Genomic DNA, 18,988 nt, shown 5'->3' with positions numbered 1-18,988 from the left:
TTATGAGTAAATTAAAAAAACAATTTATATCTAATATACCATATTATGTACTATTCTTTATTTTATTATTTATACATATTCAATTGAATGTAAGTACAGGTGATGATGTAAATTTTGCAATTCGAGCAAAATCAATGACTTTTACAGATTTTAATATATATAAATACTATAATTGGTCTTCTAGGCAATTGATAGAAAGTGTACTTTATTTTATTTCAGTTCATAGTCATGTTTGGATGCTTTTAAACTCATTAGTTATTACAATTATAGCTAAATTAATAGAAGCAATATTTTGTAATCATACAATAAAAATGAAAATACTTTGTTGTATTGGAACACTTATCTATCCCTTGATTGATATGTCTTCTGCTGGTTGGATGGCCACAACAATTAATTATTATTGGCCATTAGGCGCTATTTTAATAAATTTATATTATTTAAAAAAAGCAAATAATCTTATTAAATTGAAATGGTATGAATATATTATTAGTTCTATAGCCTTATTATTTGCCGCAAATCAAGAACAAGGTTTTGCAATTTTGTTAGGAACTTATTTCTTCTATATAATTTACTGCTTTATCAATAAAAGGAAAATTAGTTTTTTTGTAATTTTAAATATTGTTTTAATCATTGCATCAGGAACATATATCTTTACATGTCCTGGGAATTGGGTGAGAAAGAAACAAGAAGTTAAAAATTGGTTCCCAGATTTTGGAACATTATCCTTTTTTAGAAAAATTGAAATAGGAATTTCTTCCACTGTTTATCCTATTTTATTTAAAAATAATGTACCAATGTTATTTTTATCATCAACACTTTTAATAATTATTAATACTTTTAAAAATAGTTTAGTGAAAGCAAGTACAATGATTATTTTTGTAATGACATTAGTTTTTGGCGTTTTAGGAAAATATTTAGTAGACTTATATCCAAATATTTCTTTTCTATATTCTATATTAGGAAAATACGGTATTTTAAGTTTAAGTAATTTAAAATCATTTGTTCCATATATTATGTTTTTAATAGAATTTATTACATTATTAATCATCATATTATTTTTAATTAAAGATAATAGAAAAAATATAGATATTTTTATTATCTTATTAATTGGCTTTGGATCAAGATTTATGCTTTGCTTTTCGCCAACTGTTTGGGTTTCCGGAAATAGAACCGCTCTATTTTTCTATTTTTCAATGATTATAGCAAGCTGTTTATTAATTTCTAGATATCATCATAGAATAAAAAATTTAGATTATTTTATGGCTATATTTGGAGTTTTTGCTTTTTGTAATATTATTAATTGTTTAGTTTAATAAAGCTAGAAGTAATTTGAGAATATCAAATTATTTCTAGCTTTTATTTATTAGTTATATTGTTTAGAGTTTTTTTTGATGATAAAATGAATACAAGGGAGGTTTGAGCAATGAAAGGTTATTTGAAGAAAGGAATAGCATGTTTCATTTTTCTCTTTTCAATTTCAATGAGTCTATCATTTGTTTCGGCATTAGAGGGAAATGATGAAGTAAAGATGAATGATGTTGTTGAAGTAAAAAATGGACTTTATAAAGAAAACGGGAAAGTTTATTTTTATGAAAATGATGTAGCAATTACAGGTATTGTTAATGATAATGGAACTTTTTACTATGTAAATGCAGATGGAAATGTTAAAACAGGATGGGTAAATGATCAAAATCACTGGTATTTTGTAAATAATGATGCTACCTGTAAACAAGGATGGTATAAATATTATGGTAAATGGTATTATTTAGATGCTAATGATGAAACATATCCATCATCAGCAATAACAAATCAAGCAAAAGAAATTAATGGAATTAAATATCATTTTGATGAAAATGGTGCTATTAAAACAGGGTGGATAAATGATGATGATCATTGGTATTTCTATGATGGAAATGCAAGTTTAGTAAGTGGATGGTATAAATACTATGGTAAATGGTATTATTTAGATGCTAATGATGAAGCATATCCATATGCTGCTATTACTAATCAAGTAAGAGAAATCAATGGTGTTAAATATACTTTTGATGAAAATGGTGCTATTAAAACAGGCTGGATGTTAGATGGTAATGATTGGTATTACTATGATCAAAATGGAAATAAATGCACAGGTTGGGTTTATGTTAAAAATCAATGGTATTTATTAAACGATGCAGGTGTCATGCAAACCGGATGGCAAAGAGTTTCTGGTAAATGGTATTATTTAGATGAATCAGGTCAAGGGTATATGTACACGGGTTGGCTTGATTTGAATGGTCAATGGTATTACCTAAATGCGTATGGTAGTATGTTAACAGGCTGGATAAATGTTAAAGGAACTTGGTATTATATGGATGCAAGTGGGGCAATGTGCACAGGTTGGAAGCAAATTGCTGGAACTTGGTATTATTTACATTCAGGTGGAAATATGGCTATTGGATGGTTAAAAGATAACAATCAATGGTATTATTTAAATTCATCTGGAGCAATGTTACATGATACGTATTTTGAAGCATTTTATTTTACTTCTAGTGGGGCTTTAAGAAGCGATAGTGTTTATGATTCAATGACAAGTAGAGCAAGCGGATACAGTAGTGCTACTAATTATTTGATTTTAGTTGATACAGCTAATTGTCGAGTAGCTATTTATCAAGGTTCTGTAAATAATTGGAACAATATTCATTATTATAGTTGTGCCCCAGGTAAAGCTTCAACACCTACAGTTAAAGGTGAATTTACAGTTGGAATAAGAGGATATTATTTTGACTCAGGATCATCTAGATGTTTCTGGTATACACAATTTAAAGGAAACTATTTATTCCATAGTACTCTTTATAATAAAAATGGTACAATTCAAGATAATAGAACAGGAATTCCATTATCACATGGTTGTGTAAGACTTGAAATACAATATGCTAAATGGATTTATGATAATATTCCTTCAGGAACAAAAGTAGTAGTATATTAATGTGAATTTGATGAGGATACTTAGAGTATCCTCGTTTTTTTTATATATTCTTGAAAAGAAATGGCTTACATGGTTAAATGAATATAAGGAGGGAAATCATGAAAAAGAAATTATTTATTGTATCACTTGTTCTTTCAATGTGTTTTTCTATGTTAAGTATAGTCAATGTACAAGCAAAAGAAACAATTAGAGAAGATCATTATGTAAATCCTATTTATAAAGATGTAAAAAGTAGTGTTGTTCATCATGATATTCAAACATATAGTTTAGAAGATGTTGAATATACAAGTGATCAAGAAAAACTTGTAAAGATATTTAGAGAAAATTTAATTAATAGAGAAAGTAATATTGTTCTTTATTATCATTGTGATGAAGAAATTACACAAGAATTTTTTTCTAATTTAGTACATCAGTTGTTTCAAAAGGCCATCAAACATACTGGTAATGGAAAAGAAGGAGACTATCTTAAATGGCACTGTCAAGGGTGGACAGTAAAAGCAACCATATCTGGAAATTCTAATGAGGGATATGATTTAAATATTTTTTATGATGTATCTTATTTATCTAGTTTAGAACAGGAAGAAAAAGTAGATGAAGAAGTCTCTAATTTATTGAAGTCATTAGATTTATCAAATAAGACAGATTATCAAAAAGTAAAAGCAATCTATGATTATATATGTTCAAATGTTACATATGATCATGATAACTTAAATGATGAATCCTATTCATTAAAATATACAGCTTATGCAGCTTTGATCAATAAAACAGCAGTATGCCAAGGATATGCATCGTTATTTTATCGCTTAGCATTAGATGCAGGTGTAGATACAAGAGTTATTTCAGGTGAAGCAGGGGGACCACATGCTTGGAATATCGTTAAATTAAATGGTAAATATTATAATCTTGATAGTACATGGGATGCAGGAAGAAGTACATATGCTTATTTCTTAAAAAATACAAATGATTTTGATGATCATGTAAGAGATAATGACTATCAATCAAATGAGTTTATTGAAGAATATCCAATGTGGGATGAATCTTATACAGAAATTGATTGTAATAAATATGGTCATAATTATAGTGAACCTATATATAAGTGGTCTGTAGATAATATGACAGTCACAGCTCAAAGAGTATGTGCAAATAATTATGAACATGTTGAAGAAGAAACCGTTACAGCTCAAAAAATTGTTAAAGATCCAACATGTACAGAAAATGGAATAATTACTTATATGGCTAATTTCAAAAATAATGCATTTAAGCCACAAACAAAAATAGTAGATGACAAAAAAGCAACAGGGCATAAAGTAGTTGTTGATCAAGCTAAGGAAGCAACATGTACAGAAGATGGATTAACAGAAGGAAAACATTGTTCTGTATGTAAAGAAGTCATCAAAAAACAAGAAGTAATTCCAGCAACAGGGCATAAAGTAGTTGTTGATCAAGGTAAAAAAGCAACATGTACAGAAGATGGATTAACAGAAGGAAAACATTGTTCTGTATGCAACGAAGTCATCAAAAAACAAGAAGTAATACCAGCAACAGGGCATAAAGTAGTTGTTGATCAAGCTAAGGAAGCGACATGTACAGAAAATGGACTTACAGAAGGAAGTCATTGTTCAGTATGTAACGAAGTTATCAAAAAACAAGAAGTAATACCATCAACAGGACATAAAGAAGTTCTTGATTCGGCAAAAGAAGCAATATGTACAAATACAGGTTTAACAGAAGGAATACATTGTTCAATATGTAATAAGATTATTAAAAAACAAGAAATCATTCCAGCTTTAGGACATGATTTTAAAGATGGAGTATGTACAAGATGTCATAATCAACTAAAAGGACAATGGAAACAATCAGGAAACAAATGGTGGTATCAATATGAAGATGGAACATATCCAAAAAATGAATTCATTACAATAGATAATAAACTCTATAGATTTGATCAATATGGATATATGCAAACAGGATGGTTCAAGGTCAATAATGAAGATTACTATGCTACATCTAGTGGAGAAATCAAAGCCCAATGGGTAGGATCAGGAAATAACTGGTACTATGTAGACGCTGATGGAAAAATGGTTACAGGATTCCAAACAATCTCTGGAGTTAAATATTACTTTGAAACAAATGGACTTATGAAAAAAGGATGGTTCAAAGTCAATGGAACTGACTACTACGCATCAACAAGTGGAGAAATCAAAGCACAATGGGTAGGATCAGGAAATAACTGGTATTATGTAGATGCAGATGGAAAGATGGTCACAGGATTCCAAACAATTGCAGGAGCTAAATACTATTTTGCAAGTAGTGGATTAATGCAAACAGGATGGTTCAAGATCAATGGAACAGATTACTATGCTACATCTAGTGGAGCTATCAAAGCACAATGGGTAGGATCAGGAAATATTTGGTACTATGTAGATGCTGATGGAAAAATGGTCACAGGATATCAAACAATTGCAGGAGCTAAATACTACTTTGCAGTAAGCGGATTAATGCAAACAGGATGGTTCAAAATCAATAAAGAATATTACTATGCCCCATCATCAGGATCAATCCAAGAACAATGGGTAAAATCAGGAAATAACTGGTATTATGTAGACGCTGATGGAAAGATGGTTACAGGAGATTATGCAATTAATGGAGAAGTTAATCGCTTTGATGCTAATGGTGTTTGGCTAGGGAAAATTTAATTCATTACAATTTAGTAGAAAGCAGCTCAGAAATATTTATTATATTATTTTTGAGCTGTTATATTTATAATTCAAGATATGAATGATTTATTGTTGTAAAGGTTAATTTAATATATACTTATTATGTATATATTTAATAGAAAGGAAATTTTTATACAAAAAGATTTGTGTAAAAAAGTAGTAGAAATTTAAATGGTAGAAACAAGTGTTATTATGGCAACTTATAAAGAAAGCATAGAATGTTTAAAACAGTCCATAGAATCAATTATTAATCAAACATATAATGATTTTGAATTTATTATTATTTTAGATAATCCAGATAATAAAGAACATATAGCATTTATAAATGATTATGTATGTAAGGATGAACGTATTAAATTCTATATAAATGATAAAAATATGGGGCTAACAAATACTTTAAATAGAGGACTTAAACTTGCTGAAGGAAAATATATTTGTAGAATGGATGCAGATGATATTTCTGAATTATATAGAATGGAACATCAAAAGAAGTATTTAGAAGAAAATGATTTTGATTTAATAGGTGGAATTTCACAAATGATCGATGAGGATGGAAATACTATTTATTCAATAAAAAAAGTTCCAACTAATTTTAAAAAGATAAAAAAATGTATTAAATATAATCAAGTTATTTCTCATCCAACATGGTTTGGTAAAAAAGAAGTATTTGATAAGTTAAATGGCTATAGAAATATGCCACTTTGTGAAGACTATGACTTTACATTAAGAGCAATACTTCAAGGATTTAAAATTTCTAATGTGAATGAATGTGTTTTAAAATATAGAATGACAAAGGATAGTATATCAAGATCAAATTTATTTGAACAATATTTATTTGCTAGATACATTACTAAACAATATAGTGAAGGAAAAGTAAGTGAAGTAGAAGAAGCTAAGTCGTATGTAAAGAAGAACTTAAGTGATAAAAATGCAAAGCATTATTTAAAAGGAAATGAGAGATTTAATAATGCCTTAAATAACTTAGAAGAGAAACAATATATTCAATTTATAGCAAATGGTATTGCATTACTTTTTACTTCTAAATATTATCTTGATAAAATATTTAGATTTGTAATGGTTTATTTAAACTCATAATATATTAGTAGAATATTGATTAAAAAATGGGGGGCTGTAACAAAATAAAATAAACAGCTAAAAATAGAAAAAGAACAATGGTAATTTAAAATAACGAGGGGTTTTTCATATTTTAGTTATTAAATGATGTGGGGCAAAGACAGAGAATATCTACTTCTGGTTTTCTATTTTTGATAGATTATAACTAGTTTATTTTTTTGTATTTGTTATAATGTCAATTGTGAGACAAGAGGGGGGATTGTATGAAAAAAGGTAAATTATTAAATATTGCTTTATCGATAGCGTTTATTAATATTTTATTTGTATGTTTTTCGATTATAAATGTTAATGCGGAAGAAGATACAGATACATTAAATACAAATGATGAGTCGACTGTAATGGAATCTGGTTGGACGAATAAAGAAAATCAATGGTATTATTATGATCATGGTGAAAAGAAAACAGGATGGTTACATACGGATTATTGGTACTATTTAGATCAAGATGGAAAAATGGTGACAGGGTTAGCTTCTGTAGGAAATCAACAATATTACTTTAATCAATCAGGGGCCATGCAAACAGGATGGATCCAAGCAGATGGAACATACTATTATGCAAATAATAGTGGATATATTCAAAAAGGTTGGTTGCATAAAGGGTCTTGGTATTATTTAGACCAAGATGGAAAAATGGTCACAGGGTTAGCTTCTGTAGGAAATCAACAATATTATTTTGACCAATCAGGAGCTATGAAAACAGGATGGATCCAAGCAGATGGAACATATTACTATGCAAATAATAGTGGATATATTCAAAAAGGTTGGTTGCATAAAGGATCATGGTATTATTTAGACCAAGATGGAAAAATGGCTACAGGATTGGTTTCTGTAGGGGACGAACAATGTTACTTTGATCAATCAGGAGCTATGAAAACAGGATGGATCCAAGCAGATGGAACATATTATTATGCGGATAATAATGGTTATATTCAAAAAGGATGGCTACATAAAGGATCATGGTATTATTTGGATCAAGATGGAAAAATGGTGATAGGATTAGCTTCTGTAGGAAATCAACAATATTATTTTGATCAATCAGGTGCTATGAAAACAGGATGGATCCAAGCAGATGGAACATATTATTATGCGGATAATAATGGTTATATTCAAAAAGGATGGCTACATAAAGGATCATGGTATTATTTGAATCAAGATGGAAAAATGGTTGTAGGTGATTATTATATCAATGATCAATATTACTATTTTAATTCTAATGGAGATTTGCAATTAGGTTGGTATTATAGAGATAATCAATATTATTATCTTGATTCTAATGTGGTTCTTGTTAAAGGATGGAATAAGATCACTAACAAATGGTATTATTTTAATGATCAAGGAATTATGCAAACGGGTTGGCAATTGATTAATAATCAATGGTTCTATTTAAATGCTTATGGTGATATGCAAACAGGATGGTTAAAATCAGGTAATAAATGGTATTATTTAAATAAGAGTGGTGTCATGGTTACTGGTTGGGCACAAATTGAATGGAAATGGTATTATTTTAATGAAGATGGTGCTGCTGTTAAAGATGATGTAGTTATTGATGGTAAAACATATATATTTAGAGATGATTATTCATGGATTTCAAATTGTACGAGAAAAGAGTTTGTAGAAAGAGCCAAAAGATATTTGGGATGTAATGAAAAAGATGGATCATTTAAGAAAATTATAGATTCATATAATAAATTAGATCCTTTACCAAGAGGTTATAAAGTTAAATATACAGATTCATGGTGTATGACTTTTGTATCAGCAATTGTTAGAGAATGTAATTTATTGGATCTTATTCCAGTTGAATGTTCATGTGGTAAAGCAGTAGAAAAGGCACAATCTATGGGCATTTGGCAAGAAAATGATGCTTATGTTCCTCAAATTGGTGATATTATTATGTATGATTGGGATGATAATGGAAATGGTGATAATACAGGATGGCCTGATCATGTAGGTATTGTTACAGAAGTTAACGGAAATACATTTAAAGTTATTGAAGGAAATAAAAATGATGCTGTTGAATATAGAACAATGAATGTCAACAGTAAATATATTAGAGGGTTTATTATACCTAAGTTTTTATCATAAGAAGTAGAAATACTTCTTTTTTTCTTTACTTATTAAATATATGTGGTATGATGTTCATATAAATTAACAAGGAGAAAAAAATGAACATTCTTACATATTTAGATTTTGAACTTATAAAGTTACTATATAAAGAAAATACACTTTCACAAAGAGCTATTTCTAAAAGATTGAATTGTTCTTTAGGTAAAACAAATGAAACAATAAAGAATCTTAAAGAATTAGAATATATTAATGATGATAATTCTTTAACAGATTTAGGAATAGACTTAATAAAGAAAAATAAGTCAGCAGTTATTTTAGCTGCTGGTCAAGGGATTAGAATGATTCCTATTAATAATAATGTGCCTAAAGCAATGTTAGAAATAAATGATGAAATACTTATTGAACGTCTCATAAGACAGCTTATAGAAGCTCATATTAATGATATAACAATTGTTGTTGGTTTTATGAAAGAAGAATTTGACTATTTAATTGATAAATATAATGTAAAATTAGTTGTTAATAGAGAATATCAAGAAAAGAACAACTTACATAGCTTAAATCTAGTAAAAGATAAAATAAGTAATACTTACATTATACCAGGAGATCTTTATTTTTATGAAAATCCATTTTTAAATAATGAAATTCAATCATGGTATATGCTTGAAAATAGAATAAGTAAACATAGTAATGTTACATGTAATACTAAAAATGAAATTGTTAAAGTAAAGGATGATGGTTTAAAAATGATTGGTTTATCATTTATTAATCAACATGATTCTTTATATTTAAAAGAACGTTTAGAATGTTTAGATGACGGAATGCATGATTCTTGTTTTTGGGAAGAAACGTTGTATCAAAAGAATAAAATGTTTATTTATGGAAAAATTGTTGATACAAGCTATGTAGATGAAATTAATACGTATGAAGAATTAAGAAATGTAGATGATCATTCAGCACACTTAAATAATGAGACATTATCATTGATTGCTGATGTTTTTAAAATCAATGTTGAACAAATTAAAAATATTAAAAGCTTAAAAAAAGGTATGACAAATAGATCATTTTTATTTGAAATCAATCATGATAAATATATTATGAGAATTCCTGGGGAAGGAACAGATCAACTTATTAATCGAAAAGAAGAATATGAAGTTTATCAAGTAATAAAAGATTTAAATATCAGTGATGAAGTTATTTATATGAATCCACAAAATGGATATAAGATTACAAAATATTTAGACGATACACGTGTATGTAATCAAGATAATGATGAAGATTTAATTAAATGTATGAAATTATTAAAAGAATTTCATAATCAGGATTTAAAGGTAGAACATGAATTTGATGTTTTTGAAAAAATGGAATTTTATGAAAATCTAAGAGGTCCAAAATCTTTATATAAAGACTATAAACAAACGAAAGAAAAAGTTTTATCTCTAAAGAAAATTATTGATCAATTACCAAAAGAATGGAAATTATGTCATATAGATGCAAATTGTGATAATTTCTTATTCTATAGAGAAAATAATGAAGAGAGAATAAAACTTATTGATTGGGAATATGCGGCAATGCAAGATGCACATCTTGATATAGCAATGTTTTGTATTTATTCTATGTATGATAGAAAACAAATTGATCATTTAATTGATATCTATTTTGAAAATAAGTGTGATCAACAAACAAGAATAAAAATCTATTGTTATATATCAATGTGTGGTCTTTTATGGAGCAACTGGTGTGAATATAAATATACGCTAGGTGTTGAATTTGGAGAATATTCATTGGCACAGTATCGTTTTGCTAAGGATTATTACAAGATTGTTATGGAAGAAATGGAGAATATAGAAAAATGTGTCAAGTAGAAAGAGCAATTATAATGGCAGCAGGTAAAGGAACACGTATGAGACCAATAACAAATTCGATACCTAAACCATTAGTTAAAATACATGATATTCCTATGATTGAAGGAATTATCAATCAATTGCATCAACAAGGGATCTTTGAAATCTATGTTGTTGTAGGCTATTTAAAAGAACAATTTAATTATTTAGAAGATAAATATGAGAATTTGCATCTAATAGATAATCCTTATTATGATACTTGCAACAATATTTCTTCTTTATATGTTGCTAGAAATCATCTAAAAAATGTCATTATTTTAGATGGTGATCAAATTATTAACAATACACAAATTCTTTCAAAAGAATTTAAATATTCAGGATATAACTGTATTTACAAACAAGAAATTCATAATGAATGGATGTTAAAATTAGAAAATGGTTTTGTAACTTCTTGTTCAAGAACTGGTGGACAAGATGGTTGGCAATTATATAGTGTATCTAGATGGAATGAAGAAGATGGAAAGAAATTAAAGAAACATTTAGAAATTGAATTTGAAGAGAAAAAGAATACTGATATTTATTGGGATGATGTAGCGTTGTTTTGTTATCCAAATGAATACCAATTATCTATTAAAGAAATGCATGAAGGAGATATTTTAGAAATAGATAGTTTTGATGAATTGTGTAGTATTGATGAAACATATTTAAATTGGGGGAAATAAAATGGAAAAGAAATCATTAAAGGGAAGATTAGATTATGTATCAATGATAATTCCTTTATTAGGGGTTGTCTTATTATGCGTTTTATTTATGCTTATGCCAGCAAAATCTTCATATATCATTCAAATGATTAGAGGATTTTTAGGGAATGACTGTGGCATTTATTATGCGTTATTAGGAGTTGGAATTTTTGTTTGTTCATTATATATAGCATTTTCTAAATATGGAAAAATAAAGTTAGGTAAGAATACAGATCAACCAGAGTATTCATCATTTAACTGGGGAGTGATGATTTTTACATCAACAATGGCAGCTGATATCTTATTTTATTCATTATGTGAATGGGCTTTATATGCTAATGAAAAGTATATTGATCAATTAGGTGGAATACAAAAATGGGCGTCAACATTTCCGTTATTTCATTGGGGACCAATTGCTTGGAGTTTTTATATTATTTTAGCTGTTGCTTTTGGTTTTATGTTACATGTAAGAGGAAGAAATAAACAAAAATTTTCTGAAGGATGTAGACCATTACTAGGAAATAAAGTGGATGGAGTTGTAGGTAAAACTATTGATTTAATTGCTATATTTGCACTTATTGCAGGAACTGCAACAACCTTTTCACTAGCAACACCATTATTATCAGCAGCTTTAAGTAGAGTATTTGGGTTGCCTAATGGTGTAGGACTTACTATTGCTGTTTTATTATTGATTGCAGCAGTTTATACATTTACTGTACTTACAGGAATGAAAGGTATTTCTAAACTAGCAACATATTGTTCCTATTTATTCTTTGCTTTACTTATTTATTTTTTAATAGGTGGGGGAGAAACCACATATATCTTAGAAACTGGTTTTTCAGCTATTGGTAATATGGTACAAAATTTTATCGGATTATCTACTTGGATGGATCCATTAAGAGAAACATCATTTCCACAAAATTGGACGATTTATTATTGGGCCTATTGGATGGTATGGTGTGTTGCAACCCCTTTCTTTATTGGAAAAATCAGTAAGGGAAGAACAATTAAAAATACGATTCTAGGAGGATATGGATGGGGTCTAGCAGGAACTTTTACTTCATTCATTATTCTTGGAAATTATGGTTTGGCACAACAAATGAAACATGGAATTGATATTTCGGGAATGATTGCTAAAAGTGGAGATTATTCTGCAGTTATTTTAAAGATATTTGATACTCTACCACTAGCAAGTCTAGGTTTATTATTATTAGTTATTACTATGATTGCTTTTTATTCAACAACATTTGATGCTTTAACTATGGTTGTTTCATCTTATTCCTATAAAAAATTAGATGTAGATGAAGAACCAGATAAAAAGATTAGAGTTTTCTGGGCAATTATCTTTATCTTATTTCCAATAGCGTTGATTTTTGCTGAAAATTCAATGTATAGTTTACAGTCAGTGGCTATTATCGCTGCTTTTCCAATAGGATTTATTATACTGTTGATTGTAATTAGTTTCTTTAAAGATGCAAATAAATATTTACAAGAAAAGAAAGAAAATAACAGGGATATAGAATAGAAAATTCTATATCCTTTTTGTTGAATTGAAAATGTATATCATTATAATAAAAAATAGTATTTACGAAGATGATTATTTTAGTTGATATTTGTAAGTATATTATTTTATGTGATATTATCACATTATTAAAAGCAAATAGGATTAGTAAGTTAAAATATTCTATAGATTTAAAATATTGTAGGAGGTTGGAAATGAAAAAAAAGTACATAAGTTTGTTTCTTGTTATATTATTGGGAATGATTTTTAATATCTCTAATATAAAAGCATATGAAGAAACAAATGACGTTATTGGACAAACAAAGTTTGTAGATAAAGATGGAAATATTAATACTGTAGATGTTTATGATGGAACAACGAATGAAGAGTATAACCCTTATGCACGAACAGTTTCTACAGCGAATATGGTTAATTTTAATTGTTCTAAAGCAAAGACAACGACAAATTTTACAGATTATTATACAGGACAAGAGGGATATTTATCTAAATCAAGTGCAGCGGATGCAGCTTTTTTAGGGTATGAAAATGGAAAAGTGAAGTTTATGATTTCAGGAGTTGTTGGTTTAGTAGATCCTCAATATGTTGAAGTTCTTAGCCAAGGGACTTATTATGCAAGTAACTATGAAGTTAATTCATCAGGTGATTTGTATCATTATATTTCTAATAATGTTAATGCGACAGGAAATCAAGGAAATAAGAATTATATAGGGACAGGGCCTAGTTATTTAACAAAGAATAAAGAGTATTATAGCTATGATGGACATTATTTTTATGATAACTATAATACAATGATTACAGATTATAAAAATAATGTTAGAAATAATGCTGTTAATCCTAATAATCCTTATTATAGTTATTTTCAATACTTACCAATGAGAAGTCAAACAACTTATACTGGTTCACAAATATCAAATTATTTAAATAATAAAGCAGGAAGTACTTCTAAATTATATAATACAGGTGATATTTTTATTAAGTATCAAAATAAATATGGGGTCAATGCTTTAATGGCAGCAAGTTTTGCTGCCTTAGAATCTGGATGGGGAAAAAGCAATATTGCATTAAATAAAAATAACTTATTTGGATTAAATGCTACAGATAATAATCCAGGTGGAAATGCAGATACCTTTAGTACAGTAGATGATTGTATTATGAATTTTACATCGAGTTGGATGTCTAAAAGATATTTAAATCCTACATATACTTCTTTATTTAGAGGAGGTTATTTTGGAGACAAGGGAAGTGGAATATTTGGAAAATATTCTTCAGATCCCTATGAAGGAGAAAAGTGTGCAAGCATTGCTAAAAATATGGATGCTAGTATCTCTTCTAAAGATAATGATTATTATACTTTAGGAATCAAAGATATTTATTTAACAACACATACTGCCCTTAATGTAAGAAGTAGTTCAAATACAAGTTCTAGTGTTTTATATACAACGATAAAAAATCCAGCTTATTCATTTATTATAAAAGATGCCTCTACAACTAATGGTTTTTATAAGATACAAAGTGAAGTTGCTAGTAGTGATGGAACTTATAGCTTTAATAATACAGGATATGTAAGTAATCGATATGTTACTTTATTAAATAATATTTCTCATACACAAGGATGGAAAAAAGAAAATAATTATTGGTATTATTATTTTTCAAATGGTTCAAAAGCAACTGGTTTACAAACTATAGAAAATAATCTCTATTATTTTAATACAAGTGGACAAATGCAAACGGGTTGGCAAGAAGTTAATAATAAATGGTACTACTTTGATGAATTGGGTTATGGTCAAAAAAATTGGAAATTAATAGGAAATAATTGGTTTTATTTTAATAGTAGCTATCAAATGCAAACCGGTTGGCAAGAAATAAATGGTAAATGGTATTATTTAAGTACTGGTGTTATGAAAATCTATGGAAAAACGTATTATGAAGGGTATATGATTACAGGATGGTTGCCACTAGGTAATGATTGGTATTATTTAAATAGTGATGGATCAATGGTAACAGGATTACAAACTGTAGGAAATAATTTCTATTATTTTAATGCAAGTGGAAAGATGCAAACAGGTTGGCAAGGAATCAATAATAAATGGTATTATTTTGATAATGCTGGGTATGGACAAAAAGGTTGGCAAATGATTGCAGGAAATACGTATTATTTTTTAGATAGTTATCAAATGGCGACAGGATTTCAAGAAATCTCTGGAAATACTTATTTCTTTAGTACAGGTGTTATGAAAATCTATGGAAAAACGTATTATGAAGGCTATATGGTTACTGGTTGGTTAACTTTAGGTAGTGATTGGTATTATTTTGATAATACAGGTAAAAGACTTACAGGATTACAAAAAGTAGGAAACAATTTGTTTTATTTTAATGATAGTGGTAAAATGCAAACAGGTTGGCAAAAAGTCAGCAATAAATGGTACTATTTTGATGATTCAGGCTATGGACAAAGTGGCTGGAAGAAACTAGGGAATACATGGTTTTATTTTAATAGCCAATATCAAATGTTAACAGGTTGGCAAAGAATTAATGGTAAGTGGTACTATTTAAGTACAGGTGTTATGGAAATATATGGGAAAACTTATTATGAAGGTTATATGGTTACTGGATGGCTTCAATTAGAGAATAAGTGGTATTATTTAAAAAGTGATGGTTCGATGGTAACTGGTTATTATAAAGTTGGAAATAAGACATATTATTTTAATAGCAGTGGTGTTATGCAGTAATAATATTTTTAGGGGGGGAGGAAAGATTTTGAAAAAGTTTTTTGGTTATTTGTTTTTGGCTTTTGGAATGGCTTTTGCATTGAGTTATTTTCAAAATAGTTCTGTAAATGCATTAGATGGAAGTTATGATGATGCAATTATGGGACAAAGTAGTCATATTGATCAAGATGAAAATAAAATAGAAGATGCAAAGGAAGAAAATTCTTATAGTTTACGAACTATGATTCAAAATGGTTGGTTTTATCAAGGAAATAAAAAATGTTTTTGTGATAATGATGGTCGCGTTATTGGTGAAAATGTTAAAAAGGTTATTGATGTTTCACAATACAATGGTCATATTGATTGGAGTAAAGTAAGTAAAACAGATGTAGATGGTGTTATTATTAGAATTGTTTCTCATAAGGGTGGATATTATCATATTGATGAACAATTTGAAAATAATTTAAATGGTTGTAGAAAATATAATATTCCTTTTGGAATCTATATTTATGATTATTCAAATAATGTAACAGATGCTGATAATGAAGCAACAATGATTTTAAATTATTTATCAAAATATAAAATTTCACCTTCAGAACTTTCATATCCTGTTTATTTAGATATGGAAAGACCTGAATTATCAACAACAACGAATGAATTAGTTGTTGATGCATTTGTTAATAAATTAGCAAATAGTAATTATAATACGAAGGTTTATAGCTATCGTTCACTTTTACAAACAAAATTAAATAGTCCAACTATTTATCAACATGTAGATTGGGTAGCTGCTTATACATCATCATTAGGATTTAGTAATAATTGGTATAGAGGTCCTAAAGGATGGCAATATAGCAATGGAGCATTTGTTGATGGTATTAGTGGTTATGTAGATATGAGTGTTTGGTATGATCAAGGTGTTCCTAAATATGATTATGTAGGATGGAAATATTACTATGATCATTGGTATTATGGAAGTAGTAAAAATATTCTACAAATCGGTTGGGAAAAGATTAATGGAAAATGGTATTATTTTAATACTAATGGAATTATGGCCACTGGTTGGATCAGTTTAAATGGTGAATGGTATTATTTAACAAGTAATGGTGATATGGTTACTGGTGCACAAACTATAAACAATAAAGAATACTATTTTACGAGTGAAGGTGTAATGGTCAGAGGATGGCATAAGGAAAATGATAAATGGAAATATTATAGTCCTAAGAAAATGTCAATCTATGGAAGAACGTTTGTAGAAGGTGAAAAGGTAACAGGTTGGTTACCAATAAATGATAAATGGTATTATATAGCTGAAGATGGTTATATGGTTACTGGTATTTATAAAGTTGGAAATAGAAAATATCTTTTTATGGAAGATGGTTCTATGAAAACTGGATGGTTTAAAGTAGATGGTACTTGGTATTATATTTCTCCTGATGGTGAATTAAGAGCACAATGGGTCAAATCATTAAGTAATTGGTATTATGTAAATGATGAAGGATTGATTCTTACAGGAGATCAAGTTATTAATGGAAGACAATATTATTTCAATGAAGATGGTATTATGCACACAGGATGGATGCAAGTAGGAAATCAATGGAAATATTATAGTCAAGGAACATTAAAAATCTATGGAAAAACATTTGTAGATGGTGAAAAGGTAACAGGATGGTTACCATTAGGAAATAGATGGTACTATATAGCAAATGATGATTATATGGTTACTGGATATTATAAAGTAGGAAATAGTACTTATTATTTTGATGAAAGTGGATTGATGAAAACAAGATGGTTTAAAATCAATGGTGAAGATTATTATGCAGCTTCATCTGGAGCTATTCAAGCACAATGGGTCAAATCATTAAGTAATTGGTATTATGTAGATGTTGATGGAAAAATGGTTACTGGTTATCAAACAATTAATGGTGCGAAGTATTATTTTGCAAGTAGTGGATTAATGCAAAAAGATTGGTTTAAGATCAATGGTGAAGACTATTATGCAGCTTCATCAGGAACTATCCAAGCACAATGGGTCAAATCAGGAAGAAACTGGTATTATGTAGATACTGATGGAAAGATGGTTACTGGAGATTATATAATTGATGGAAAGGTCAATTATTTTGATAACCAAGGTCTTTGGATGAATAAAATGAATTAAAAACCGATCTTACTCATTGTTTTGAGTAAAAATCGGTTTTTGTTTGGAAGGGAATATATATGAAAGAGAAAACGAAAAGAAATTCGTCTATTGAATTATTAAGAATTATTTCAATGATTGGTGTCGTTATTTTACATTATAATAATGCAAGTATGGGTGGTGCATTAGGAATGGTTTTAGATGGCAGTCCTAATCAATATTATTTATATTTAATAGAAAGTTTATTTGTTTGTGCAGTTAATGTTTTTGTAATGATTTCAGCGTATTTTCTAGCTTGTAATCAAAATAGAAAATTAATTAAGATACTAGAATTATTTGTACAAGTTATCGTATTTAATTTAGTTTTTTATGTTTTTGGAGTATTAAGAGGTCATAAAGTATTTACAGTAAGTTCATTGATTAGTAGTTTATTACCCGCTAATTACTTTTTAATACTTTATTCTGTATTATATATTATTAGTCCATATCTTAATTTAATTATTAAACAACTTAATAAAGAACAATATAAACGCTTATTAATTATACTCATGCTTATTTTTTCAGTTTGGACAATTGTTATAGATGTTGCTGAAAATATAACAGGAAATACATATTTAGGATTAAGTACTATTGGAATGTATGGAAGTCAATATGGTTATACAATTATTAACTTTGTTTTGGTATATTTTGTAGGAGCATATCTTCGTGTAAATAAAATAACATTATCTAAGAAAAAAGCAGGTATGTGGATTATAAGATGTTTAGCATTTTTATATGCTTTTTCAATGATGGAACATGTTTTACATTTACAATATACAGCAACATGGTATTATAATAATCCAATTATTATCTTAATGTCTGCTTATATTCTTTTATTCTTTATGGATATTCATTTTGAAAGTAAAATAATCAATGAATTAGCTAAAGCTGCTTTTACATGTTTTTTATTTCATGAATTCTTATTAAGACATATTAGAATTGAACAATTTGTTAATAGAGGTATTTTGGTTTTAATTGTACATCAATTAGGATCAGCATTAATTATTTATCTTATTTCATACATTGTTTATAAGATATATCATTTATGTTCACATTGGTTCTTTAAACTTATTGAACCTTACATTAATAAAATCAATATTTCAGTTGAAAAGGGGTAACACAGTT

The 18,988-nt window shown here is 28.0% G+C and carries 11 protein-coding genes; all 11 read left to right on the top strand.

Going from position 1 to position 18,988, the window contains the following annotated elements:
* Positions 1 to 2: 2 nt before the first annotated feature.
* Positions 3 to 1,313 (top strand): DUF6056 family protein, encoded by a 1,311-nt coding sequence (locus tag Fi14EGH31_RS13870; protein WP_117864605.1) that lies wholly within the window; start codon positions 3 to 5, stop codon positions 1,311 to 1,313.
* Positions 1,314 to 1,423: 110 nt separating this feature from the next.
* Complete coding sequence (locus Fi14EGH31_RS13865; RefSeq protein ID WP_118346813.1) at positions 1,424 to 2,965, top strand: L,D-transpeptidase family protein; 1,542 nt, start codon at positions 1,424 to 1,426, stop codon at positions 2,963 to 2,965.
* 98 nt (positions 2,966 to 3,063) lie between these two features.
* Positions 3,064 to 5,661 carry a transglutaminase domain-containing protein gene (locus Fi14EGH31_RS13860; protein ID WP_200764955.1) on the top strand — a complete coding sequence of 866 codons (2,598 nt, stop codon included), beginning with the start codon at positions 3,064 to 3,066 and terminating at the stop codon, positions 5,659 to 5,661.
* A gap of 192 nt (positions 5,662 to 5,853) precedes the next feature.
* Positions 5,854 to 6,777 carry a glycosyltransferase gene (locus Fi14EGH31_RS13855; RefSeq protein WP_118346817.1) on the top strand — a complete coding sequence of 308 codons (924 nt, stop codon included), beginning with the start codon at positions 5,854 to 5,856 and terminating at the stop codon, positions 6,775 to 6,777.
* Positions 6,778 to 7,019: 242 nt separating this feature from the next.
* Positions 7,020 to 8,897, top strand: coding sequence for a CHAP domain-containing protein (locus tag Fi14EGH31_RS13850; protein ID WP_118346819.1), 1,878 nt, complete (start codon positions 7,020 to 7,022; stop codon positions 8,895 to 8,897).
* A gap of 80 nt (positions 8,898 to 8,977) precedes the next feature.
* Positions 8,978 to 10,741: a phosphotransferase gene (locus Fi14EGH31_RS13845; RefSeq protein ID WP_022001902.1), complete on the top strand. Its 1,764-nt coding sequence runs from the start codon at positions 8,978 to 8,980 to the stop codon at positions 10,739 to 10,741.
* A complete protein-coding gene (locus tag Fi14EGH31_RS13840) occupies positions 10,729 to 11,442 on the top strand; it encodes an NTP transferase domain-containing protein (protein ID WP_022001903.1) in 714 nt (237 codons plus the stop codon). Before Fi14EGH31_RS13845 ends, Fi14EGH31_RS13840 begins: the two co-directional genes overlap by 13 nt.
* 1 nt (position 11,443) lies before the next feature.
* Positions 11,444 to 12,985 carry a BCCT family transporter gene (locus Fi14EGH31_RS13835; RefSeq protein ID WP_200764954.1) on the top strand — a complete coding sequence of 514 codons (1,542 nt, stop codon included), beginning with the start codon at positions 11,444 to 11,446 and terminating at the stop codon, positions 12,983 to 12,985.
* 191 nt (positions 12,986 to 13,176) lie between these two features.
* Positions 13,177 to 15,711 carry a glucosaminidase domain-containing protein gene (locus Fi14EGH31_RS13830; protein WP_200764953.1) on the top strand — a complete coding sequence of 845 codons (2,535 nt, stop codon included), beginning with the start codon at positions 13,177 to 13,179 and terminating at the stop codon, positions 15,709 to 15,711.
* Positions 15,712 to 15,739: 28 nt separating this feature from the next.
* Positions 15,740 to 17,845, top strand: a complete 2,106-nt coding sequence (locus tag Fi14EGH31_RS15650; RefSeq protein WP_117864618.1) for a GH25 family lysozyme — start codon at positions 15,740 to 15,742, stop codon at positions 17,843 to 17,845.
* 59 nt (positions 17,846 to 17,904) lie between these two features.
* Positions 17,905 to 18,981: an acyltransferase gene (locus tag Fi14EGH31_RS13820; RefSeq protein WP_117864620.1), complete on the top strand. Its 1,077-nt coding sequence runs from the start codon at positions 17,905 to 17,907 to the stop codon at positions 18,979 to 18,981.
* The last annotated feature ends 7 nt before the right edge of the window (positions 18,982 to 18,988 follow it).

The sequence above is a fragment of the Faecalibacillus intestinalis genome (assembly GCF_015097455.1).
GTDB classification, from domain to species: Bacteria; Bacillota_I; Bacilli_A; order Erysipelotrichales; family Coprobacillaceae; genus Faecalibacillus; species Faecalibacillus intestinalis.
The sequence above is the reverse complement of the archived record's forward strand: the minus strand, read 5'-3'. Positions and strand labels throughout refer to the sequence as shown.